This is a genomic window from Xanthomonas prunicola (assembly GCF_025266575.1).
GTDB lineage: Bacteria > Pseudomonadota > Gammaproteobacteria > Xanthomonadales > Xanthomonadaceae > Xanthomonas > Xanthomonas prunicola.
The window spans coordinates 4,788,018-4,809,151 of the sequence record NZ_CP096142.1 but is presented as its reverse complement, the minus strand read 5'-3'; the positions used below and the strand labels follow the sequence as shown (position 1 = coordinate 4,809,151).

Below are 21,134 nucleotides of genomic sequence, written 5' to 3'. Positions count from 1 at the left end.
GGGCGGGTGACACCGCTACACTTCAACCGTTCGCATAGGTCTATCGGCGATGCACAAATGCGCTTTAGACGCAAACCCGTGTATAGCGGCTATTCAGGTTTTTGCATCTCCGTTTTTGTGACACCTGACATGGTGGGTAGGAAAACCCTGACAGGTTTGTGCGCAAACCATGGCGCCGCGTAGCGAACACAAAGATAAAAATGTGACATCCATCGCCCCGATTAACTCAGGTTTTACGCGGCATGCGCTGCAACAACACGGATTGATCGAACGCGACCGGCTAGCAGGAGTGGGGAACCCGCCCTGCGTGTAGGGGTTCTCTCGCCGTTGGCTACGCTAAATGCCGCGATACGGACGCGCCTCTAGTAGTCGTCCCCGCTACCCTGAGACGCGATGCCGCCGAAGGTATTAGCCATCGCGCAGTCGCCGCTGGCCGGTGCTTGCGCCAGCCAGCGTTCCAACGCAGTGCCCGGCGCGGCGCCTGGTCCGCGTTGCAGCATCTGCAAGGCCCGTGCACCCTGCTCGACGCTCAGTTCCTGCAGCGGCTGAAATCGCTCGCCGCTCCAGGCCGCGATAGCCAGCCCATCCTGAAACAGCACCCGATTGCCCGGCACCCGTGCGATGCGCTCGCCCGGCAGCACGCTGCCCAGCAGATTGCTCGGATCGCTGGCGCTGACGCAGATCCAACACCCGTCCAGCGGCTGACCACGCACCCGGCGCAGCGCGACGATCGCAGCGGGCAAGGCGAACTGCTCGCCGGACAGCCCAGCGATGAAGCGGCCACCGCGGATTTCGCCACGGGCTTCCAAGCGTTGATACATCCGCAGCAAGTCGCGCCACGGCGGCAACCACCCGGCCTCGCGTTCGAGCAGCCGCCAGCACACCACGCCATAGCGCCGCAGCAACGTGCGCGCGACGTGTTCGAGTGTGTCTTGATGGCGCTCGCCGGCTTCGGCAAGCGGCAAGTCGGGCAACGCACGCACCGGTGCCCAGCGGCCCGCATCGCGAATACCCAGCGCACTTGCGCGGCGACGGTGACGCGACAGCGCCGACGGTCGCTTGGACGCCGGCACCAGCAGCGCGCGCAGGCCGGCATAGCTGTCGCAATGCGCACGGCCGCGCATCACCAGCTCGCTCAATGCATCTTCCAGCTCAGTGTTCATCAGGTGCGCGGCGTCGGCAATTTCGTCGAAGAACAATGCACCTTGCTGCTGCAGGACCTGCATGACGCGTTCGGCACGCGAACCCAACGGTGCGTCGTCCGCATCGCGCGCCAGTGCGCTCCAGCGCTGCGCTTCGCGCCGTGGCAGCAGCACGATCGGGGTGCTGCGTAGTGCAGCACCGCTCCGCCCACCGCCGGGCCGCAAGCGTGCCCAGAGCGTGCGACCAGCGGTGCATAACTCGTCCAGCCAGGCCGGCTGATAGTCGCGCATACGCGCGGGCAACAGCTCGCTCTCCCACAGCACCGCAGGCGCTTCAAAACCTTCGAGCTGCCCGACCACACTGGCCAGTGCGTCCGGCCCGGCCACGCGACTGCTGCTGTCCACGTGCTGCCACTCGAACAGAAAGCGCGCGTAATCGCGCTGCGACACCGGCTCGATCTCGCGGCGCAATCGCCCCAGCGTGTAGCGATGGATGCGCGCCAGCAGGTGACGCTCGCACCATTCTTCCGCCTGTGCGTGCGCACTGAACTGTCCGGTCATGACGTAACCCTCGCGCTGCAGGGCCGCCAGCGCCAGCGCGATCTCTGCTTCCGGCACCTGCAACGCGTGGGACAACGCCGACACGTGTGCCGGGCCCACGGCGGACAAGCGACCGCGCAGCAGTTCGCGCACCGCCCAGTCGCGCTCCCAATCGGCAACGCGGCAATCGTCCGGCGCCTGCAACGGCGGCTGCGCAGCCGCTTCTGGATACAGCGGTAGAAACCAATCGATGCGCTCGGCGCTGATCCACAGCGTCGAACTGCCGCGCAAGGCAATGCAGGTGGCACGACCAGCCGCAGCCAGCGCGGACAACCAGGCCTGCCACTGCGCGTCGGTGGTTTCTTCGACTGGCAACACACCGAGCCCTACCAACGCCTCGTGCATTTCTTCGGCATCGCGCGGCTGCGGCCAGGCTTCCTCGCGCACTGCCGCGATGGCCTGCGGATCGAGCTGGCCCAGGTCGTCGCTGGACTGCGGCGTATAACGTCGACTTTGCACGGCCTGGGTCCGGCGTTCTTCCAATGGTGCATCGTCGAGAAATGCGTAGGGACGCGCATTCAGGGCTTCGGCTGCCAGAGCAGACGGTGCGGCCAGATCGCGCGCAGTCAGCGTGACCGCACCCGATTCCAGCCCGCGCAACACCTGCAACCAGCCTTCGCTGTCCATGGCGTGATGCAGACAGTCTTCCAGCGTCTGCGCCACCAACGGGTGGTCGGGCACTTCGCGTTCGCCGACCAGATTCTCTGCGCAGGCGACCTGATCCGGAAACACCGTGGCCAGCAGATCCTCCGACTTCATCCGCTGCAACTGCGGCGCCACCTTGTTGCCGCCACTGAAGCGCGGCAGCGCCATCGCATTGGTCGCGTTCCAGCGCCAACGCACGCCGAACAAGGGCGCATCCAGCAATGCCTGGATTAACACATGCCCGGCCGATGACGAATGCAGGTAACGGCCAACTTCCTCCAGCGAAAAACTATGACTGGTGGACAGCGACAGCACGATCGCATCTTCGGTGGCTGCAGCCTGCAATTCGAAATTGAAGGTGCGGCAAAAGCGCTTGCGCAATGCCAGCCCCCATGCACGATTGATACGGCTGCCGTACGGCGAATGGATCACCAGCTGGGTACCGCCGCTGGCATCGAAAAAACGCTCCATCACCAGACACTGTTGGGTAGGCATCGCGCCCAGTGCGGCGCATGCGTTGGCCAGATAGTCCACCAGTTGCCGCGCCGCTTCGGCGGACATCTCCAGCTCTTCCTGCAGCCAATTGCAGGCCGCCTGATGTGGCGCGGTGTCCAGACGCGCGGCAAGTTCGCCGCGCAGGCGCGACACCGCCGCCGACAGTTCGTCGCTACGGCCCGGTGCTTCGCCCAGCCAGAAGGGAATGTTCGGCGGTGCGCCCTTGGCATCTTCCACACGCACGCGCCCGGCCTCCACGCGCAGGATGCGGTAGCTCGCGTTGCCGAGTTGGAACACATCGCCGGTAAGACTTTCGACGGCAAAATCCTCGTTCACCGTGCCGATCTTTTCGGCCTGCGGTTCCAGCACCACGCTGTAGTCGCCGGTTTCGGGAATAGTGCCGCCGGAGGTCAGTGCCGTCATGCGCGCACCGCGCCGCGCATGCAGGCGCCGATGCACCGCATCGCGATGCAGATACCCGGCACGCGGGCCGAGCCGGGTGCTGAAGCCATCGCACAGCATGCGCACCACGCTATCGAAAGTGGCGCGGCTCAACCCGGCAAACGGCCACGCACGCCGCATCAGTGCAAACAGCGCATCTTCGTCCCAGTCTTCGCACGCGGCTTCGGCCACGATTTGCTGCGCCAACACGTCCAACGGTGCCAGCGGGATGCGCAAGGCATCCAGCTCGCCGCGGCGGATGCTATCCAGCAGCGCGGCGCATTCGACCAGTTCGTCGCGGGTTTGCGGAAACAGACGCGCCTTCGGCGTGCCGCCAACCTTGTGCCCGGAACGCCCGGCGCGTTGCAGGAAGGTGGCGATCGAACGCGGCGAACCGAGCTGGCACACCAGGTCCACATTGCCGATATCCAGGCCGAGTTCCAGCGATGCGGTGGCCACCAGCACGGTGAGGTCGCCAGCCTTGAGACGTTGCTCGGCCAGCAGACGCGTTTCGCGCGACAGACTGCCGTGATGGGCGGCAACGCGCTGCTTGCCCAACAGATCGCCCAGGTGTCGCGCCGCACGCTCGGCCATGCGCCGCGTATTGACGAACACCAGCGTGGTGCGATGCTGCCGCGCGAGTGCGGCCACGTCGGCATAGATCTGCAGCCATTGGTCGTTGGACATCACCACGCTCAGCGGCGTGGGCGGCAACGCCAACGCCAGATCGCGTTCACGCGTGTAGCCGATATCGACGATCTCGCAGGGCGGCGGTACGCCGTCTTCGTCAACGCCGACCAGAAAGTGCGCGACGGTTTCGATGGGTTTCTGGGTCGCCGACAAACCGACCCGCGTGATCGGCTGGTGGGCAAGCCGCTGCAGCCGCTCCAACGTCAGGCTCAGATGGCTGCCACGCTTGTCCGCCGCCACCGCATGGATTTCATCGACGATGACCGTGCGCACATGCCGCAACGCACTGCGCCCGGACGCCGAGCCCAACAGCACGTACAACGACTCCGGGGTGGTCACCAGGATGTGCGGCGGCACCCGCCGCGCCTGAGCCCGCTCGCGTTGCGGCGTGTCGCCGGTGCGTACCGCCGTGCGCACTGCCACATCCGGCAGGCCTTCGGCGGCCAGGGCCGCCCGGATGCCCTGCAGCGGGGCTTCCAGATTGAGATGGATGTCGTTGGACAGCGCCTTCAGCGGCGACACATACACCACGCGCGTCTGGTCGGGCAGCGCCCCGCCGTTGTCCAGCCCGTCGCGGATCAGCGCATCGATCGCCGCAAGGAATGCGGTGAGCGTCTTGCCCGACCCGGTCGGCGCCGCCACCAGCGTATGCCGGCCGGCCTGGATCGCCGGCCACGCAGCCACCTGCGCCGGCGTGGGCGCAGCGAAGGTCTGCGCGAACCACGCGGCGACCACGGGATGGAAATGCTGCAGAACAGGATGCATGGGCGATGTCAGTGGCGAATGGCCAGCCTGGACGACCAGCCGGATGGGGTCAACGAAGCAACGATATCTGTGAGGTGGCGCCGCTGTGGCACCGATGCAAGCCGCCATCTGCAAGGCTGGTGAATGGATTCACCGGCGTTCACGGCAATCGCAGGTGGACTCCCTACCCTGCATCACTGCCCAGGCAACCCGAAGGCGAGCGGCAATACCATGCTGGTCACGGGCGGCGGCTCGGGGATCGGGCGGGCGCTGGCACAGCGCTGGCACGCTGCGGGCAACCGCGTGATCGCTGCCGGACGGCGCCGTGCCGCGCTGGACGCCACCGCAACCGACCATGCCGGCATGCAGGTGCGCGAGCTGGACATCGCCGATCCCCATGCCGTTGCGGCCTTCGTGCGCGATCTGCTCGACGCGTTCCCCGATTTCAATGTGCTGGTCAACAACGCAGGCGCCTATGCAGGCGAGGATCCGCGCCGCAAGCGCGACCTGGCAGATGCCGAACGCATGATCGTCACCAACGTCCTTGGCCCCATCCGGTTGAACGACGCATTGATCGAGCATCTGCGCACGCAACCGGATGCGGCCATCCTCAACGTGTCCTCCGGGAAGGCCTTCGTGCCCTATTTCGTGCCCTATCCGGCCGCACCCACCTACAGCGCCAGCAAGGCGGGCTGCATTCCTACACCGCCGCGCTGCGGCCGCTGTTGCAGGGACAGGTCGAGGTGATCGAGATCGTGCCGCCCCAGGTTCAGACAGAGCTGACGCCCGGCCAGTCGCAGGACCCGAACCCCATGCCGCTGGACACATTCGCCGATGAAGTCCTGGCGCTGCTGCATCCCGACCCTGAAAGCGCGCGCTCGCCTGCCGAAGTCTGCGTCAGCCGGGTTCGCCCCTTCCGCGATGCCGAACGTCACGGCCAGTGCGAAGCGACGCTGGCGATGAGGGTGGCGCACCTGTCAGCAGACTGAAACCCGCACTCTGAAGCATGCACACAGCACGCGCATTGAGGCCACAAACGGCCATGCGATTGTCGGGCAGGCGACACCGTGGCACATTGGGGCATGCCCAGCCTCATCCTCTTCATGATTGCCGGCGCCGCGCTGTTCGCGTTCTGGAACTCGTCGCGTGCCGCGGCCGAACGTGCCGACATCCTCGGCCGTAATGCCTGCCGTGCGGCCGATGTGCAGTGGCTGGACCAGAGCGTGCACTCCACCAATCTGCGCGTCTGCAGACTGCCCAATGGATGGCTGGGCTTCGAGCGCACGTTCCGCTTCGAGTATTCCTACGATGGCGCCGATCGCCACAGCGGCAAGCTGGTGCTGCGTGGCGATCAGTTGATTGCGTTCACCGGGCCGCAGGTCGCGACGGTGCGGGCGCTGCATCCGGAGCAGCAGCGACTGGAATGACGGGGAGTGCCGGGCAACGCGTGTCGCGCTCACGTCCTGAGGCCTTCGCCCGACAGCGATCACGTGACAGCAGGAACCGAACGCGCACCGGTCGCCGATCGGCCTGGCCCCGCCGCGGAGCCCCACTTTGAGCGAAGCGTGACCGCATGCGGTCGGAGGCGGTGACGGACGCGATGCGCGTGGCAGGCACTCCACATCGAACCAGCTCACCGCTCCAGCGCGGAATCCAAGGGCACCGGCTCATAGCCATTGCCCCTGCTACTCAGCCAGCGTATTTCCAGCTTGCCCTCCCGACGCAGATACGCCTGTGCGCGTTCGCATAGCGGACGAGCACGATCGGCAGGTTGCAACGGTCGCGACTTGCCGGCCACTTCGATATTGAGAAATGCACTTCAGCAGGCGTGTCGGTGCAGCTGCGCGCAACAAGGGACGTCGCAGCATCGATGACGCGATAGATGTCGTATTCGTCATAGTAATCGTACATGCCGGACGCATCCGGCTCGCCGCAATGGACATGACGAACGCGCTCCACCTGCATCGGAACGCCTTCGTCGTGCATGTCGGCAACGCCTACTTGACCACGCGCAGGTGCGGGCGCTTGCCCCCGCTGGGCGGCTCGTCCGGCGTCGGCGCGCTCGGCGGCGGTGCGCCTGGATCCGGCGGCTCGCTGCTGGTCCCGGGAATGTCGTCCGGCAACGCCATACCCTGCCCGGTCTCGCGCGCATACACCGCCAGCACGGCCGCCATCGGCACCATCACAGGGTGGCTCACACCACCAAAGCGCGCGGTAAAGCTCACGCTCTCGTTGTCGACCTGCAGGCCAACCACCGCGCGCTCGGCGATATTCAACACGACGCGACCGTCCTTGACGGCACTGGCGGGGACCTGCACACCGGGCAGGCTTGCATCCACCAAAACGTGCGGCGTCATGCCGTTGTCGTTGATCCATTCAACCAAGGCCCGCAACAGGTACGGGCGATGGCTGGTCATGCGGGGGAAATCTTCGCTCATCGCGTCATTTTACCCGCACACGACCCGCAACGGCGGCCACGCGATGGGAAGTCGGTCTGTTGGCATACAGCCGTCGCATCAGCCCGGCAGATCGCGCAGCTTCTTCTCCTGATCGGTCAGGCTGCGGATGAAACCGGGATTGCGGAAAATGCGGTTGCCGTAATCCTCGATCACCTTGCCATCCTTGGGCAGGCTGATCTCCAGGGCGTCCAGTCGCCAGATGATCGGCGCCATTGCGCAATCGGCCAGACTCATTTCCGGATTGAGGAAGAACTTGCTGGCTTTGAACAACGGCACCGATGCGGTGAGCAGTTCCTTCAGGCGCTTGCGGCCGGCTTCGGCCTGCGTCTTGTTGCCGAGCTGGATGGCCTGCACCTGCGGCACCCAGTCATGCTCGATGCGCAACATCGCCAGGCGCAACCGCGCGCGCGAGAGCGGGTCGACCGGCATCAGCGGCGGATGCGGATAGCGCTCGTCCAGGTATTCGCTGACCACCGACGCGGCGTACAGCACCAGGTCGCGTTCGACCAGCGTCGGCACCGAATGATAGGGATTGAGATCGATCAGATCTTCCGGGGGATTTTGCGGGTCGACCGGCACCAGGTCGTAGGTCACCCCTTTCGCCGCCAGGACCAGACGGACCCGGTGGCACAACACGTCGTCGTTGGACGAAAACAAAGTCAAGGTATTCCGCATACGCACACTCGTCGCCATTCAAGGCTCTCCGACGACCGGAATCCGCCGGCCGCATCGGCGCGGCCGGCCCAACGCCGACAGTCACCACGGTCTATCGAGTGTGCAATCACGTCACGCAAAAGCCAAGAGTGATAGGCCTTATTAACGTTCCGATAAGGCGGTTATTGCCCTGTACACGGGAAATAGGTGCCGTGTGGGTGCTACAACAATGTCGCGGGGCTCGAAACTGATGGCCTCAACCGAGGCACTCCTGGCTTGCCGCCACTCACCACACCCGCTCTCCCGCTTGGAAGAGGCTCAGCATACGGTGACGTTGCAAGACACACTGCAGATACCTGCCCTGCACTGCATTTGTTGGCCATTGCAACCGATGACGGCTCAAGCAGCGCTCAATGCACATCCTTCCAATATTCCTTCTTCAGAAGGTACGCCAGGAAGGTGAGCAGCGCCAGGAACAGTACCACCCACACGCCCATGCTCTGGCGTTTCAGTGCGGCCGGCTCGCCGGCGTACTCGAGGAAGTTGGCGATGTCGCGCACGGTCTGATCGAACTCCACCGGCGTTTGACGCCCCGGCTGCCCAAGCTTCAACGCCTCTACTGGCTTGTCGCCGGTGGCCTTGTCTGGCGGGCCGAATTGCGCCTGCTGCAAGCCTTGCAACTCCCACAGCGGGTTGGGCATGGATGCGTTCGGGAACAGCTTGTTGTTCCAGCCCAGCGGGCGGGTCTGATCCAGATAGAACGACTTGAGGTAGGTATAGACCCAGTCGGTGCCGCGCACGCGCGCGATCAACGTCAGATCCGGCGGCGCCTTGCCAAACCACTTGGTCGCCGCATCGTGCGGCATGGTGCCTTCGATGTGTTCGCCGACTTTGGCACCGGTGAAGTTGAGGTTGGTCATGACCTCTTCTTCGCTCAAGCCCAAATCGCTGGCCATGCGCGAATAACGCAGGTACTTCAGCGAATGGCAGCCGGAGCAGTAATTCATGAACAACTGCGCGCCGCGTTGCAGCGAAGCGCGGTCGCTCAGGTCATTGCCTGCGTGCTGCACTGCCCCGCCCTCGGCCGCCATTGCACCACCGGCAATCGACAGGCCGCAGAGCAAGGCGACCACGCGCGACTTCCATGACGTCACGTTGGAGTTAGTCATGGACGGTCACCCGTTCCGGAACCGGCTTGGTTTTGTCAAGCCGCGTCCACACCGGCATGGTGATGAAGAAGGCGAAGTAGAGGAAGGTCAGTACGCGCCCGACATAGGTTTCGTGCGCGTCGGTACCGGGACCGGAACCAATCACGCCCAACCACACGAAGCACACCACCAGCACACCCAACGCCACCTTGGAGATCCAGCCGCGGTAGCGCACGGACCGCACTTTGGCGCGATCCAGCCAGGGCACCATGAACAGGATCGCGATGGCCGAGAACATCACCAGCACGCCACCGAGCTTGTTAGGCACCACCCGCAACATCGCGTAATACGGCGTGTAGTACCACACCGGCTTGATGTGCTCCGGCGTCACCAGGCGATTGGCCTCGGTGAAGTTGTCGTGCTCCAGGAACAGGCCACCGAACGCCGGCGCGAAGAAGATGATGAAGGCCGCGATCAGCAGCAGGAACCCGACACCGACCAGATCCTTGACCGTGTAATACGGATGGAACGGAATGCCATCGGCTGGCTTGTGCGCATCCCAACGATTGCCCTTGGGACCCTTCTTGATCTCCACACCGTCCGGATTATTCGAACCCACTTCGTGCAACGCGCCGATATGCAGCACGATCAACAGCAGCAGCACCAACGGCAGCGCGATCACGTGCAACGCGAAGAAGCGGTTGAGCGTTGCATCCCCGGGCAGGTAGTCGCCCATGATCCATTCGGTCAGCCCATTGCCGATCACCGGAATGGCGCCGAACAGCGAGATGATCACCTTCGCGCCCCAGAACGACATCTGCCCCCACGGCAGCACATAGCCCATGAAGGCTTCGGCCATCAGCACCAGATAGATCAGCATGCCGAGAATCCACACCAACTCGCGCGGCTTCTGGTAACTGCCGTACATCAACCCGCGGAACATGTGCAGGTACACCACAATGAAGAACAGCGAGGCGCCGGTACTGTGCATGTAGCGGATCAGCCAGCCCCACTCCACGTCGCGCATGATGTATTCGATCGAAGCGAATGCATCGGCGGCGCTGGTCTTGTAGTGCATCGTCAGGAAGATGCCGGTGACGATCTGATTCACCAGCACCACGATGGCCAGCGAGCCAAAGTAGTACCAGAGGTTGAAGTTCTTCGGCGCGTAGTACTCGCTGATGTGCTTGCGGTACATGGGCATCAGCCCGGGCGCACGCTCGTTGACCCAATCGAAGACGCCGTTGGCGGTACGGACCAGAACATTGCTCATCAGGCAGCCCCCGTGCTTTTGGCCGACGTACCGGCATTGTCAGGATCGACGCCGATCACCAAGGTGTTGTCGTCTACATAGTGGTGTGGGGGCACCAGTAGATTGATCGGTGCCGGCACGCCGTCGAAGACGCGGCCGGACATGTCGAAACGCGACTTGTGACAAGGGCAGAAATAACCGCCCTTCCACTGCGGGTCATAGGGCTCGGGGCGGATCTCGGCGACCATCTCCGGCGAGCAACCCAGATGCGTACATAGCCCGACCAGCACCGAGATGTCGGACTTGATTGAGCGGTATTCCGGGTTTTTCAGCACGTACTCCGGCTGCTGATCCTTGTTCTCGGACTTGGGGTCCTTGAGCCGGTCGTCCAGCGACGGGAGTGCGTCGAGCATGGCTTTGGAGCGCTTCACAATCCAGATTGGCTGACCGCGCCATTCAAGGACCATGCGCTGGCCTTCCTGCAAGGCGCTGATGTCGGCGGTTACCGGTGCGCCGGCCAACTTGGCACGTGCACTGGGATTCCACGACTTCACGAACGGAACTGCGACGAATCCTGCTCCGACCGCACCGACCACGGCCGTTGTGGCGGTCAAAAACCGACGACGCCCGATATCAGCAGGTGCGTTAACCCCATCGTTGGCCATCCGGCTCTCCGATCTTGATTAGGTAGCGTGAGGCTGCCAACGGCTGGCGGGGGGTCCAGCCGCGATGAATCGACCGCAGTGTAGCGGAACGCTTAATGCACAGACAACGCAATGTACGCAGTCGGACCCATGCGATGCAACGGCCGATGCAGAGGAGCGCCGATCATGTGGAGCGCAGAGCGCGCGGAACGTGGGTTCGGCGGTGACGCAGTGCCGTGCATCGCCTGCAACGGCAATGCACGCGTGCGATTGATCCGTGGGCATGATGCAAGCGCAGCAAACGATCGCTCACGATTCGCCGCGGGCACTTGCAACGCCTATGCCAAGACAGAAAGCAATCCGCCCTACCGCAGGCTGCGCAGCGCTCCGCCGAGCATCATCAAGAGTGGCTAAGGAATGTAGCCAGCAATCGTCGACTCGCCCTGCAGCGCGTAGGAGCGGCGGTGCGCGCGACATGGCGACCCGAGCACCCGTTGCGCTCGCCTGGCGCACGGCCGCACAGTCGTTTTGTTCGCCGCCTTAATTGGCTGCAGTCACCTGGCCACGATAGCGGCCGGCCAATACACCCACACGTTGCACATACCGCTGGGTCTCGCTATACGGCGGCACACCGCCATAACGGTCGACTGCGCCCTCGCCTGCGTTGTAGCCGGCAGCCGCCAGGGTGAGATCGCCATTGAAGCGCTTCAGCAGCCAGGACAGATACTGCACACCGCCGCGAATATTTTGCGTTGCATCATAGGCGTCGCTCACGCCGAAGCGGCGTGCCGTCCCCGGCATCAACTGCATCAGGCCTTGCGCACCGGCGCGACTGAGCGCAAGCGGGTTGTAGGCCGATTCGGCGTGGATGATCGCGCGCACGATCGATTCTTCCACCCCGAACTCGCGCGCCGCCGCTGCGATTTCCTGCTGATACGCGCTGGTATTGAGGCGGATCGCACCGAAATTGACGCCGGGCTTGGCACTGCAGGCGTAGCAGGTTTCGATAAAGCTGTAATGGATGGTGCGCAGGCCTTCGATGCTGGCGACCTGGCGCGGACGGGCACTGGTGTAGTGGCGCACACCGTCCTTCATATACGAGTACACCTGCCCACTGATCACCCGGCGCGGGTTGACCGCTGCCGCTGGCGGGGGCACGACCGAGGTGGCCGATACCGGCAACGCACGCGGCGCCAGCGCCGAAGCGACCTCGGCAGCACGGCGTGGCGGCTGGGTGACCGGTTGGCTGATGATAGTGGCCGGCGCGCCGCTGTCGATATTGGCCATGCTGGGCGCGGGGCGGGCGGGCGGGCGCGCCGCCGAAGCGGTGGACGCAGGGGTGCGACGGGCCGACCGATCCGGCGTGTAGCTGCTGATAACGCTGCAGGTCGCGCCGCTCTGGCGCTTGCTCAGATAGCTGGTGATACCGTCGCCGCTGACGCACTTGTACAGCGTGCCGGCGCTGACCGGCGCAGCCGACAACGTGACAAGCATCAGCCCCAGCACTCTTGACATCCCCTTCATGTGGCGCAGTGTCCCAGCTTGCCCAGGGCTTGCCAAGTGTCGGCCAGCGTGAGAGCGGCCAGACACGACTGCGCAGCCCCCAGGCGGACGCGGCCGGTGCTCGGGATCGGCATCTAGCACGCTTGCACTCCGGTCCCTGCCCGCCGCCCACGCCCACCTGCGATCGCTCGCTACGCGTTGTTCGCCGTTCCTACTGCGGCAGCCGGTCCAGTTGCCCGCGCAACGCGTTCAGCGCCTGGGTCAGCGCGGTACGCGCTTGGGCCGGCGCAATCGCGTCGAACGGCAGGTCCAGCAGCAACAAGTTGGCCGCCAATGCGGGCATGCTCGGCGCACCAAGGCCCAGCCAGCAGTGCGCGGGGCCGTCCGCCTCCAAAGCGCTCAGCCAAGGCGGGATGCGCGCTGCCAATGTCGCCACCGTGCCGGCCAGGCGGACCCGCGCCCGGCACGGGAACGGTGCTTCGCCAATGGCTTTGCGCAACAGCTGCAACGGTTCCTCGGGCAATGCGCGGGCGGCGAACTGCGCGCCGGTGGCGACCGCGTGATCGATCCGGTCCGCGCGCAGGCTGCGCCAGTCCTGACGTTCGCAGTCCCAGACCAGCAGATACCAGCGCCGACCATAGTTCACCAGCGCAGGCTCGACGTTGCGGGTGATGGCCGCGCCGGAATGGCGCCGATAGTTCAACCGCAGCATGACCCGGTCGCGGCAGGCGGTGGCCAGGTATGCGAGCAAGGCCGCATCGACCAGCGGTTCCGCGTCGGCGGCCGGCATGCTGGCCATGGCGGCATGCGCGGCACTGGCACGCTGGCCGTGCGTCGCGGCAGCAGCGGGTCCAGTTTGGCCATCACACGTGCAGCCGCGGCGTCCATGCCACGCACGGCCGGTGCAGCGGCGCGCAAGGCGACCACCACGGTCAGTGCCTCGTCTTCTTCGAATAACAGCGGCAACGCCGCCGCCCCCTGCCCCAGGCGGTAACCGCCGCCACTGCCTGGCGCGGCATGGACGGGGTAACCCCGTTCGCGCAAGCGCTCGATATCGCGCCGCAGGCTGCGCGGATGGATGTCCAAGCGCTCTGCCAGCGCCACGCCGGACCAGCTTCGGCCACCTTGCAGCAGGCAAAGCAGACGCAGCAGATGGGCAGCAGTAGACGCCATCGCGCCACCCTATTGCGGACAGAAACTGTCCGCAGGCGCCCCGTGAGCTCGGCATATTCGCCATGACCACCTGCCTCGCCACCGCAGACAGCCCGGAGACCGCAATGTGCGACGACCGCCATATCACCCTCTTCCACAATCCCCGCTCCCGCTCGCGTGGCGTGCTGGTGCTGCTGGAAGAACTGGGCGCGCACTACAGCGTGCACCCCATCGATCTGGAAAAGGAGCAGCAGCGCACGCCGGAATTCCTCGCAATCAACCCGATGGGCAAGCTCCCGACCATGGTGCATGGCACCAGCGTGGTCACCGAACAGGGCGCCATCTATCAATATCTGGCAGAGCTCTACCCAGAAGCCGGTTTGTCGCCCGCGCCGGGCGACGCCGACCGCGGCGCCTACCTGCGCTGGTTGGCATTCTATGGCTCGGCCTTCGGGCCGGCGATCATGGACCTTGCCCGCAAACGTGAGGCGCCACCGCGCTCGCGCTCGCGCTACGCAAGCGCCGACACCGTGTTGCAGGTGGTCTTGCGCAGCTGGCAAAGGGTAATTACTTGCTCGGCGGGCGCTGCAGCGCGGCCGATGTGCTGTGGGGCGGCGCCTTGGCGTAGATGGTGGAATTTGGCCTGATCGACCCGCCCGCCCCCACTCGTGCCTCTATCGCCCGGATGGCTGCACGCCCGGCAGTGGCGCGTGCCCAGGCGGTCGACGCCCCGGCCGGGGCGGACGCTGCCGGCGCAAGCGGGTAAACTGCGCGGCTCTCTTCTACCCGCCTGGAATAAGCGCCATGCCCGGGACATCCGTTTCCGACCTGTCCACGGCCACCGCCGTGGATGCACCCGCCCTGTTGCCGTTGCCCGTCGCGCGCCCATCCGCGCCTGCCGTGGTGCGCGGCAAGCTCTATATCAAGACCCACGGGTGCCAGATGAACGAGTACGACTCGGCCAAGATGGCCGACGTGCTTGCCGCCTCCGAAGGCCTGGAGCTGACCGACAACCCGGAAGAAGCAGACGTGGTGCTGGTCAACACCTGCTCCATCCGCGAGAAGGCGCAGGAAAAGGTGTTCAGCCAGTTGGGGCGCTGGAAGGCGCTGAAGGCCGGCGGCAAGCCGGTGATCATCGGCGTGGGTGGCTGCGTGGCGTCGCAGGAAGGCGAAGCCATCGTCAAGCGTGCGCCCTACGTGGACCTGGTGTTCGGCCCGCAGACGCTGCACCGGTTGCCAGAGCTGATCCGTGCAAGGCGCGAATCGGGCAAGTCGCAGGTCGACATCAGCTTCCCGGAGATCGAGAAATTCGACCGCCTGCCCGAGCCGCGTGCCGATGGCCCGTCAGCGTTCGTGTCTATCATGGAAGGCTGCTCCAAATACTGCTCGTTCTGCGTGGTGCCCTACACCCGCGGCGAAGAAGTCAGCCGGCCGTTCGAAGACGTGCTGGTGGAAGTGGCGCAATTGGCAGCGCAAGGCGTGCGCGAAATCAACCTGCTTGGCCAGAACGTCAACGCGTATCGCGGTGCGTACGGCGCCGATGCCGGCGACGCCGCGCAGTACGCCGATCTGGGCCTGCTGATCCGCACCATTGCGCAGATCGACGGCATCGGCCGGATCCGTTTCACCACCTCGCATCCGTTGGAGTTTTCCGATTCCCTGGTGGATGCGTACCGCGACGTGCCGCAACTGGCCAACTATCTGCACCTGCCGGTGCAGGCCGGCAGCGACCGCATTCTGTCGGCGATGAAGCGTGGCTATACCGCACTGGAATTCAAATCCAAAATCCGCAAGCTGCGTGCGGTGCGGCCGGATATTTCGATCAGTTCGGATTTCATCGTCGGCTTCCCCGGCGAAACCGAAGCCGACTTCGAAAAGACCATGAAACTGATCGAAGACGTCGGCTTCGACCAGAGCTTCTCGTTCGTCTATTCGCGTCGCCCGGGCACCCCGGCGTCGGACCTGCAGGACGATACGCCGGAAGCGGTGAAGCAGGCGCGTCTTGCGCGTCTGCAGGCGCATATCAGCGCGCATGCGGCGAGCATCTCGCAGTCGATGGTGGGCAGCGTGCAACGCGTGCTGGTGGAAGGCCCCTCGCGGCGCGACCCGAACGAATTGACCGGCAAGAGCGAAAACATGCGCCCGGTAAATTTCCCGGGCAACCCGCGTTTGGTTGGGCAGTTTGTGGATGTGTTGATCACCGAGGCGATGAGCAATTCGCTGCGTGGTCGCATTCAACTGGACGACAGCGCGCACTGATCGCGCGTGGGCGCCGCACACTGCGGCGCACCTTCAAGCAGCGCGACGACGCGCCGAAGCGTGTCGCACGCAATGGTCAAAATTTCACCACGCATCCGTAGCGCCTTGCGGTGCAAGGCCTCGTCGCACTTACCCACAGGCTTTGCCGAATTCGATCCACATCCTGTGTGGACAACCCTGTCGGCACTGATGATTTTTTCACCACCACCCTAGCGGGCCTTGCGCCAGTAGGCGCGACAACTTTTATCCACAAGTTAGTGAGGCCTGACTCCACAGCGCTTGTGGAAAACCTGCACGCACCTGCGAACAGCCACATTGCCGAGGTGCCGCGCCGTTTGGTGTGTTGGTGGGATCACGTGCCGCGCGCTACCCTTTCGATCCCGCCCTACCGACGCGCACCTGCGTGCGCTGTCCGATCCAATCATGAACGCAACAGCACATCGCGACTTCACCCTGGAACCCGAGGACACCGAACGTCTGGCCAATCTGGCCGGCCCGTTCGATGCGCATCTGCGCCAGATCGAACTCAAGCTTGGCGTCGAGATCGCCAACCGCGGCAACATCTTCCGGGTCACCGGACCGGAGCCCGCCATCACCGCCACGCAGTCGCTGTTGACCGCGTTGTACGAAGAGGCCGCTGCCACCACTTTCGACTCCCACGCGATCCATCTGCGGCTCAACGATGCCAACCTCGAGCATGTCGCCGAGCGTGCATACCAGGCCCAGGATGTCGCCATCAAGGTCAAGCGTGGCACCGTGCGTGGCCGTGGCGCCAACCAGGCCAAATACCTGCATGCGATCGCCACGCACGACATCAATTTCGGCATCGGTCCGGCCGGTACCGGCAAGACCTTCCTGGCGGTGGCGTGCGCGGTGGAAGCGCTCAACGAATCGCGCGTGCAGCGCTTGATCCTGGTGCGCCCGGCAGTGGAAGCCGGCGAGAAGCTGGGCTTTTTGCCGGGCGATCTCAGCCAGAAAGTCGATCCGTACCTACGCCCGCTCTACGACGCGCTCTATGAAATGCTGGTCGTGGAAAAAGTGGTCAAGCTATTGGAGCGCAACGTCATCGAGATCGCGCCGCTGGCCTATATGCGCGGCCGCACGCTCAACGATGCATACGTGATCCTGGATGAGGCGCAGAACACCACCATCGAGCAGATGAAGATGTTCCTGACCCGCCTGGGCTTCGGCTCCACCGCGGTGGTGACGGGCGACCTCACCCAGATCGATCTGCCCAAGCACGTCAAGTCCGGCCTGCGCGATGCGATCGAGGTGCTGCACGAGGTCGACGGGGTCAGCTTCACGTTCTTCGAAGCACGCGACGTGGTACGGCATCCGCTGGTGGCGCGTATCGTCAATGCCTACGAAAAGCGTGACGGTATCGACAAAGAGACCGGTCCGGCGGCATGAGCCGGCGTCTAGTCCGTGTGGCGTTGGCCGCCTTGCTCGGCATTGCATTTAGCCCCGACGGTTTCGCCCAACCACCGGCGGACAGGGCGAACACGCCGCAGCGCGTCGCCCTCAGTCAGACCGTCACCCTGCCATGCGTGTCGATCTCCGTCGATGAAGGCACCATCGTTCTCTCCGAATCAGAACTGCAGCGGGCCGCTGCGTTCCGGCGCAGCCTCGCCAGCGCTCCCGTAGGCAATGAACGACAGCGGCTAGCCTGGATCGCAGGCGACCGGGCGCAGGCGCTATTGGCGGCAGCCGGCGACACCCACGACCGATTCGGCTGCGCCGCAGTGGACGCTGCGCAGGCGTCTGGCGACGGCATGTACCTGGTCGGGGCCCTGCTCGAACGCGGGCAGGCCGCCGTGTTGACGCGCGCGCCGAGCGGCTTCGCGCCTGCGATCACGGTCGAGCATACCGACCCACAATGCCAGGATGGTCCGCACGGTAGCATCGTGTATCGCATCGCCGATGGCGGACCATTACTGCTGACGCTGACCGAATGTGTCCGATGATTCCCACCTCGGCCTCATTGCCACAGGTCGCGGCGAAGCGTCACACGCGCGATACTGTCGACTCCTTCCAGCTGCCCACATCAGACGTGTTCCCATGACCAAAGGCCCCGTTCGCCTCGACGTCGCCGTCAGTTACGCGCTACCGCGCGCCGGCCTGCCGTCCGCTGTGAGTTTTCGCAAGTGGGTGGCCGCTGCGCTGAAGGGACGCATCCGCGAGGCCGATCTGGCAATCCGCGTGGTCGACGAGAAGGAAGGGTGTTCGCTCAATCATCATTACCGCGGCAAGGATTACGCCACCAACGTGCTGAGCTTCCCCGCTGAGCTGCCGGAAGGTCTGCCCAAGGGCATCAAGATGCCGCTGCTGGGCGATCTGGTGATCTGCGCACCGGTGGTGGCGCGCGAAGCGGCCGAGCAAGGCAAATCGCTGACCGCGCACTACGCGCACCTGACCGTGCATGGCACCTTGCACTTGCTCGGCTGGGATCACGAAGACGACAAGGAGGCCGATGCGATGGAGCAACTCGAACGCGAGATCCTGGCCGACCTCGGCATCGACGACCCGTACGCGGGAGGCCATTGATGCGTCGCTGCATTGCCGGTGCCCTGCTATTGCTGAGCGCGCCCGGCGCATGGGCACAAACCGCGCCAGTGCGCCCTGACCTGCCGGCGTTGATCGAATGCCGCCGGCGCATCGGCGATTTCAGCGCGCTGGCACCGGTGCTGGCCGACCCGCTCAAGGCAGTCGCGCTGGGCTGGACGCCGCTGGATCAGTCCAACCTGTTCATGACCGAGTACACGCTCAACACGCCGATCAGCGTGTTCGGCCACAGCACCAACCACATCGCGTTTTCCGGTGCCAGCGTCATGGCGATCCTGGACCTGCCCGACCCACGCCCGCTGGCCAAGCAACTGGACCTGGAACTGGGCGTGGATAATGCCGAGAAGGTGATGTACGGGCGCGAGCTGGTCAGCGAGGACACCATCAACCCCAAGACTGGCGAGGCGATGATCGAATCGGTCGTGCTGAGCGTGACCAACGTCAAATCGCACCCCGGCAAGACCGTGGTCGGCTGCGGCTACAGCCTGGATCTGCCCTGAGCCAGGCCAGGCAACGGCGCATCCACAGCGCCTTGCCGGCTTCCTGCTAGACTGATGGCTAACGCCTGGTTTGCCGGGTGCCCTTCCCCGTCACGATGTCCGAAGACGACAGTAGCCAATCCCTAGAAACACCGGAAAAACGCCGTAGCTGGCTCGAGCGCCTCAGCGCTGCCTTCTCTGGCGAACCCCATACCCGCGACGAACTCGTCGCCTTGCTGCGGACCGCCGAACAGGATGGTCTCATCGCCGCAGACACCTTGCGCATGATGGAAGGCGCGATTTCCGTGTCCGAGCTCACCGTGGGCGACGTGATGATCTCGCGCTCGCAGATGGTCTCGCTGCCAGTGGAAGCGCGTTTCATCGACCTGATGAAGCAGGTGGTCGAATCCGGCCATTCGCGCTTCCCGGTGCACGGCGAGAACAAGGACGAAGTGCTCGGCATCCTGCTGGCCAAGGACCTGCTGCGCGGCGTGGTCGCCGACAACGGCCCTGGCAATGTGCGCGAGCTGTTGCGCCCGGCGGTGCTGATCCCTGAGTCCAAGAAGCTCAACGTCCTGCTCAAGGAATTTCGCCTCTCGCGCAACCACATGGCGATCGTGGTGGACGAGTACGGCGGTGTCGCCGGCCTGGTCACCATCGAGGACGTGCTGGAGCAGATCGTCGGCGAGATCGACGACGAGCACGACGATGCAGAAGAAGAGAATTCGCTCATCGCGATCCAGGCCGATGGACGCTATGTGGTCGATGCGTTGACGCCGATCGAAGACTTCAACGAACGCTTCGGGGCCGAGTTCCCCGACGACGAGTACGACACTGTCGGCGGGCTGGTCACCGATGCGATCGGGCACCTGCCCGAAACCGGCGAAGAGCTGACGCTGGGGCGGTTTGCGTTCCGCGTGGCCAAGGCCGACGCGCGGCGCGTGCACGCCTTCCACGTCACCATTCTGCCGCCCGACCCCCAGGACGACGCTTGAACCTGTCGCATGGCATGACCGCTGCAGCGCACGTTCGCTGCAGCGCCCGGCGTTGGGCTGCAGGTTGGCTGCTCGCGTTGCTGGCACTGTTGGTGACGCCGGCCGCCTTCGCGCAAGCGTCCGCCCCGGAAGCCGCCACTGCGTCCACGCCGGCGCCACGGATCGGCGTGTTGACCATGCAGCCGGGCGAGGCGTTTTTCGAACGCTTCGGCCACGATGCCATCGTGGTGGTCGACCCGCGCACGCAACAGGCCACCTCGTACAACTTCGGCTTCTTCGACCCGAGCGAGGCCGATTTCGTCCCGCGGTTTGCGCGCGGCGACATGATGTACTACTTGGTCGCGCTGCCGCTGGAAGAAGACCTGTCGCAATATCGCGATGCTGGCCGAGGTGTCAGCATTCAGTGGCTGGATCTGCCGCCAGACCAGGCGCGTGCGCTGGCCGACGGTCTGGCAGTGCGTAGCCAACCGGAAAACGCGCGTTACCACTACGATTACTTCATGGCCAACTGCGCCACCATGGTCCGCGACACGCTGGACCGTGCGATGGGCGGCGCGCTCAAATCGCAACTGTCCGGACGTTCGCGTGGCAACACCTTCCGCAGCGAAGCGATTCGCCTGGCCTCCCCCGCCCCATGGATGTGGCTGGGCTTCGACCTGGGCCTGGGGCCGTACGCAGACCGCCCGTTGTCGCGCTGGGAAGAAGCCTTCGTACCAATGCGGCTGGCTGACAGCCTGACCCAGGTGCACAACAGCGCCGGTCGCCCGTTGGTGCAATCCACGCAGGTATTGCTGCCGCATCGCATTGCGCCGGAACCGGCCGACCAACAGCGCCACTGGTGGCCGTGGCTGTTGACCGGGCTCATCGTGGCAGGCGGCGCGCTGGCCTTGGGCCGCAGGCAGCGTCTGCTGGCCGGACTGGCGCTGCCGTTCTGGCTATTTTGTGCCATCGGCGGTGGTCTGCTGGTGTATCTGTGGGGATTCACTGCGCATCAATCGGCATGGGCCAACCGCAATCTGTTGCTGGTCAACCCACTATGTGTCCTGCTCTGGTTCGGCGGCATCCGGCTGCAGTTGGGCCATCGGCCGGGCCGCTGGTTCAATGTGCTGTCCTGGGTGGTTGCGGCATGTGCGCTGGTGGCGCTATTGATTCACTGGCTGTCGTTCCAAGCGCAGGACAACATGCAATGGGTAATGCTGCTGTTGCCGATCCACACCGCGCTCGCCATTGCCCTGCGGCCGCGTGACTTGCCCGTCCGCACGTACTGACC

Annotated in this window: 17 protein-coding genes and 3 pseudogenes; 11 read left to right on the top strand and 9 right to left on the bottom strand. The window is 64.7% G+C overall.

Annotated elements, in window-relative coordinates; translation table 11 throughout:
* Positions 1-362: 362 nt before the first annotated feature.
* Positions 363-4,778 carry a DEAD/DEAH box helicase gene (locus M0D43_RS20450; RefSeq protein ID WP_252162798.1) on the bottom strand — a complete coding sequence of 1,472 codons (4,416 nt, stop codon included), beginning with the start codon at positions 4,776-4,778 and terminating at the stop codon, positions 363-365.
* A 210-nt stretch (positions 4,779-4,988) separates the two neighbouring features.
* On the opposite strand from M0D43_RS20450, the gene M0D43_RS20445 reads away from it, so the two are divergent.
* The 3 genes from M0D43_RS20445 to M0D43_RS20435 all read left to right on the top strand — a co-directional run bounded on the left by M0D43_RS20445 (position 4,989) and on the right by M0D43_RS20435 (position 6,184).
* Positions 4,989-5,504 carry an SDR family NAD(P)-dependent oxidoreductase gene (locus tag M0D43_RS20445; protein WP_252162797.1) on the top strand — a complete coding sequence of 172 codons (516 nt, stop codon included), beginning with the start codon at positions 4,989-4,991 and terminating at the stop codon, positions 5,502-5,504.
* Positions 5,501-5,746 carry a hypothetical protein gene (locus M0D43_RS20440; RefSeq protein WP_252162796.1) on the top strand — a complete coding sequence of 82 codons (246 nt, stop codon included), beginning with the start codon at positions 5,501-5,503 and terminating at the stop codon, positions 5,744-5,746. Before M0D43_RS20445 ends, M0D43_RS20440 begins: the two co-directional genes overlap by 4 nt.
* Positions 5,747-5,839: 93 nt before the next feature.
* Complete coding sequence (locus M0D43_RS20435) at positions 5,840-6,184, top strand: DUF3301 domain-containing protein (protein WP_252162795.1); 345 nt, start codon at positions 5,840-5,842, stop codon at positions 6,182-6,184.
* A 206-nt stretch (positions 6,185-6,390) separates the two neighbouring features.
* Here M0D43_RS20435 and M0D43_RS20430 read toward each other — a convergent pair.
* From M0D43_RS20430 to M0D43_RS20395, 8 genes and pseudogenes are all read right to left on the bottom strand, one after another.
* Positions 6,391-6,722, bottom strand: a pseudogene (locus M0D43_RS20430) (hypothetical protein).
* 32 nt (positions 6,723-6,754) lie between these two features.
* Positions 6,755-7,195 (bottom strand): ClpXP protease specificity-enhancing factor, encoded by a 441-nt coding sequence (locus M0D43_RS20425; protein WP_252162794.1) that lies wholly within the window; start codon positions 7,193-7,195, stop codon positions 6,755-6,757.
* A 78-nt stretch (positions 7,196-7,273) separates the two neighbouring features.
* Positions 7,274-7,909 (bottom strand): glutathione S-transferase N-terminal domain-containing protein, encoded by a 636-nt coding sequence (locus M0D43_RS20420; RefSeq protein ID WP_101363828.1) that lies wholly within the window; start codon positions 7,907-7,909, stop codon positions 7,274-7,276.
* Between the two features lie 371 nt (positions 7,910-8,280).
* On the bottom strand, positions 8,281-9,039 hold the full coding sequence (locus tag M0D43_RS20415) for a cytochrome c1 (protein ID WP_252162793.1): 759 nt from the start codon (positions 9,037-9,039) through the stop codon (positions 8,281-8,283).
* Entirely contained in the window at positions 9,032-10,291 is a 1,260-nt protein-coding gene (locus M0D43_RS20410; RefSeq protein WP_101363827.1) for a cytochrome b, read from the bottom strand. Before M0D43_RS20410 ends, M0D43_RS20415 begins: the two co-directional genes overlap by 8 nt.
* Entirely contained in the window at positions 10,291-10,935 is a 645-nt protein-coding gene (petA, locus tag M0D43_RS20405; protein ID WP_101363826.1) for a ubiquinol-cytochrome c reductase iron-sulfur subunit, read from the bottom strand. Before petA ends, M0D43_RS20410 begins: the two co-directional genes overlap by 1 nt.
* A 519-nt stretch (positions 10,936-11,454) precedes the next feature.
* Positions 11,455-12,438, bottom strand: coding sequence for a lytic transglycosylase domain-containing protein (locus M0D43_RS20400; RefSeq protein ID WP_260807557.1), 984 nt, complete (start codon positions 12,436-12,438; stop codon positions 11,455-11,457).
* A 190-nt stretch (positions 12,439-12,628) separates the two neighbouring features.
* Positions 12,629-13,590: pseudogene (locus M0D43_RS20395) on the bottom strand (helix-turn-helix transcriptional regulator).
* 104 nt (positions 13,591-13,694) lie between these two features.
* On the opposite strand from M0D43_RS20395, the pseudogene M0D43_RS20390 reads away from it, so the two are divergent.
* From M0D43_RS20390 to M0D43_RS20355, 8 genes and pseudogenes are all read left to right on the top strand, one after another.
* Positions 13,695-14,335: pseudogene (locus M0D43_RS20390) on the top strand (glutathione S-transferase family protein).
* 38 nt (positions 14,336-14,373) lie between these two features.
* Positions 14,374-15,828, top strand: coding sequence for a tRNA (N6-isopentenyl adenosine(37)-C2)-methylthiotransferase MiaB (miaB, locus tag M0D43_RS20385; protein WP_252162792.1), 1,455 nt, complete (start codon positions 14,374-14,376; stop codon positions 15,826-15,828).
* Positions 15,829-16,251: 423 nt separating this feature from the next.
* The gene (locus tag M0D43_RS20380) at positions 16,252-17,238 is read left to right on the top strand and encodes a PhoH family protein (RefSeq protein WP_260807556.1); all 987 of its coding nucleotides are present in this window, start codon (positions 16,252-16,254) and stop codon (positions 17,236-17,238) included.
* Positions 17,239-17,255: 17 nt separating this feature from the next.
* Positions 17,256-17,792 carry a hypothetical protein gene (locus M0D43_RS20375; protein ID WP_252162791.1) on the top strand — a complete coding sequence of 179 codons (537 nt, stop codon included), beginning with the start codon at positions 17,256-17,258 and terminating at the stop codon, positions 17,790-17,792.
* Positions 17,793-17,886: 94 nt separating this feature from the next.
* Positions 17,887-18,372, top strand: coding sequence for an rRNA maturation RNase YbeY (gene ybeY, locus M0D43_RS20370; protein WP_252162790.1), 486 nt, complete (start codon positions 17,887-17,889; stop codon positions 18,370-18,372).
* Complete coding sequence (locus M0D43_RS20365) at positions 18,372-18,890, top strand: hypothetical protein (protein ID WP_252162789.1); 519 nt, start codon at positions 18,372-18,374, stop codon at positions 18,888-18,890. The genes ybeY and M0D43_RS20365 overlap by 1 nt, the downstream gene beginning before the upstream one ends.
* Positions 18,891-18,985: 95 nt before the next feature.
* Positions 18,986-19,864, top strand: a complete 879-nt coding sequence (locus M0D43_RS20360) for a CorC family transporter (RefSeq protein ID WP_003488337.1) — start codon at positions 18,986-18,988, stop codon at positions 19,862-19,864.
* 14 nt (positions 19,865-19,878) lie between these two features.
* Entirely contained in the window at positions 19,879-21,132 is a 1,254-nt protein-coding gene (locus M0D43_RS20355) for a lipoprotein N-acyltransferase Lnb domain-containing protein (RefSeq protein ID WP_425510683.1), read from the top strand.
* Positions 21,133-21,134: the final 2 nt, after the last annotated feature.

Bases quoted from the DNA above. Each gene is read 5' to 3' on its own strand.
- M0D43_RS20410 (WP_101363827.1), bottom strand. From the start codon at position 10,291: ATGAGCAATGTTCTGGTCCGTACCGCCAACGGCGTCTTCGATTGGGTC.
- M0D43_RS20425 (WP_252162794.1), bottom strand. From the start codon at position 7,195: ATGAGCGAAGATTTCCCCCGCATGACCAGCCATCGCCCGTACCTGTTG.
- M0D43_RS20400 (WP_260807557.1), bottom strand. From the start codon at position 12,438: ATGAAGGGGATGTCAAGAGTGCTGGGGCTGATGCTTGTCACGTTGTCG.
- M0D43_RS20450 (WP_252162798.1), bottom strand. From the start codon at position 4,778: ATGCATCCTGTTCTGCAGCATTTCCATCCCGTGGTCGCCGCGTGGTTC.
- M0D43_RS20445 (WP_252162797.1), top strand. From the start codon at position 4,989: ATGCTGGTCACGGGCGGCGGCTCGGGGATCGGGCGGGCGCTGGCACAG.
- miaB (WP_252162792.1), top strand. From the start codon at position 14,374: ATGCCCGGGACATCCGTTTCCGACCTGTCCACGGCCACCGCCGTGGAT.
- M0D43_RS20435 (WP_252162795.1), top strand. From the start codon at position 5,840: ATGCCCAGCCTCATCCTCTTCATGATTGCCGGCGCCGCGCTGTTCGCG.
- petA (WP_101363826.1), bottom strand. From the start codon at position 10,935: ATGGCCAACGATGGGGTTAACGCACCTGCTGATATCGGGCGTCGTCGG.
- M0D43_RS20365 (WP_252162789.1), top strand. From the start codon at position 18,372: ATGCGTCGCTGCATTGCCGGTGCCCTGCTATTGCTGAGCGCGCCCGGC.
- ybeY (WP_252162790.1), top strand. From the start codon at position 17,887: ATGACCAAAGGCCCCGTTCGCCTCGACGTCGCCGTCAGTTACGCGCTA.
- M0D43_RS20360 (WP_003488337.1), top strand. From the start codon at position 18,986: ATGTCCGAAGACGACAGTAGCCAATCCCTAGAAACACCGGAAAAACGC.
- M0D43_RS20380 (WP_260807556.1), top strand. From the start codon at position 16,252: ATGAACGCAACAGCACATCGCGACTTCACCCTGGAACCCGAGGACACC.
- M0D43_RS20420 (WP_101363828.1), bottom strand. From the start codon at position 7,909: ATGGCGACGAGTGTGCGTATGCGGAATACCTTGACTTTGTTTTCGTCC.
- M0D43_RS20355 (WP_425510683.1), top strand. From the start codon at position 19,879: ATGACCGCTGCAGCGCACGTTCGCTGCAGCGCCCGGCGTTGGGCTGCA.
- M0D43_RS20415 (WP_252162793.1), bottom strand. From the start codon at position 9,039: ATGACTAACTCCAACGTGACGTCATGGAAGTCGCGCGTGGTCGCCTTG.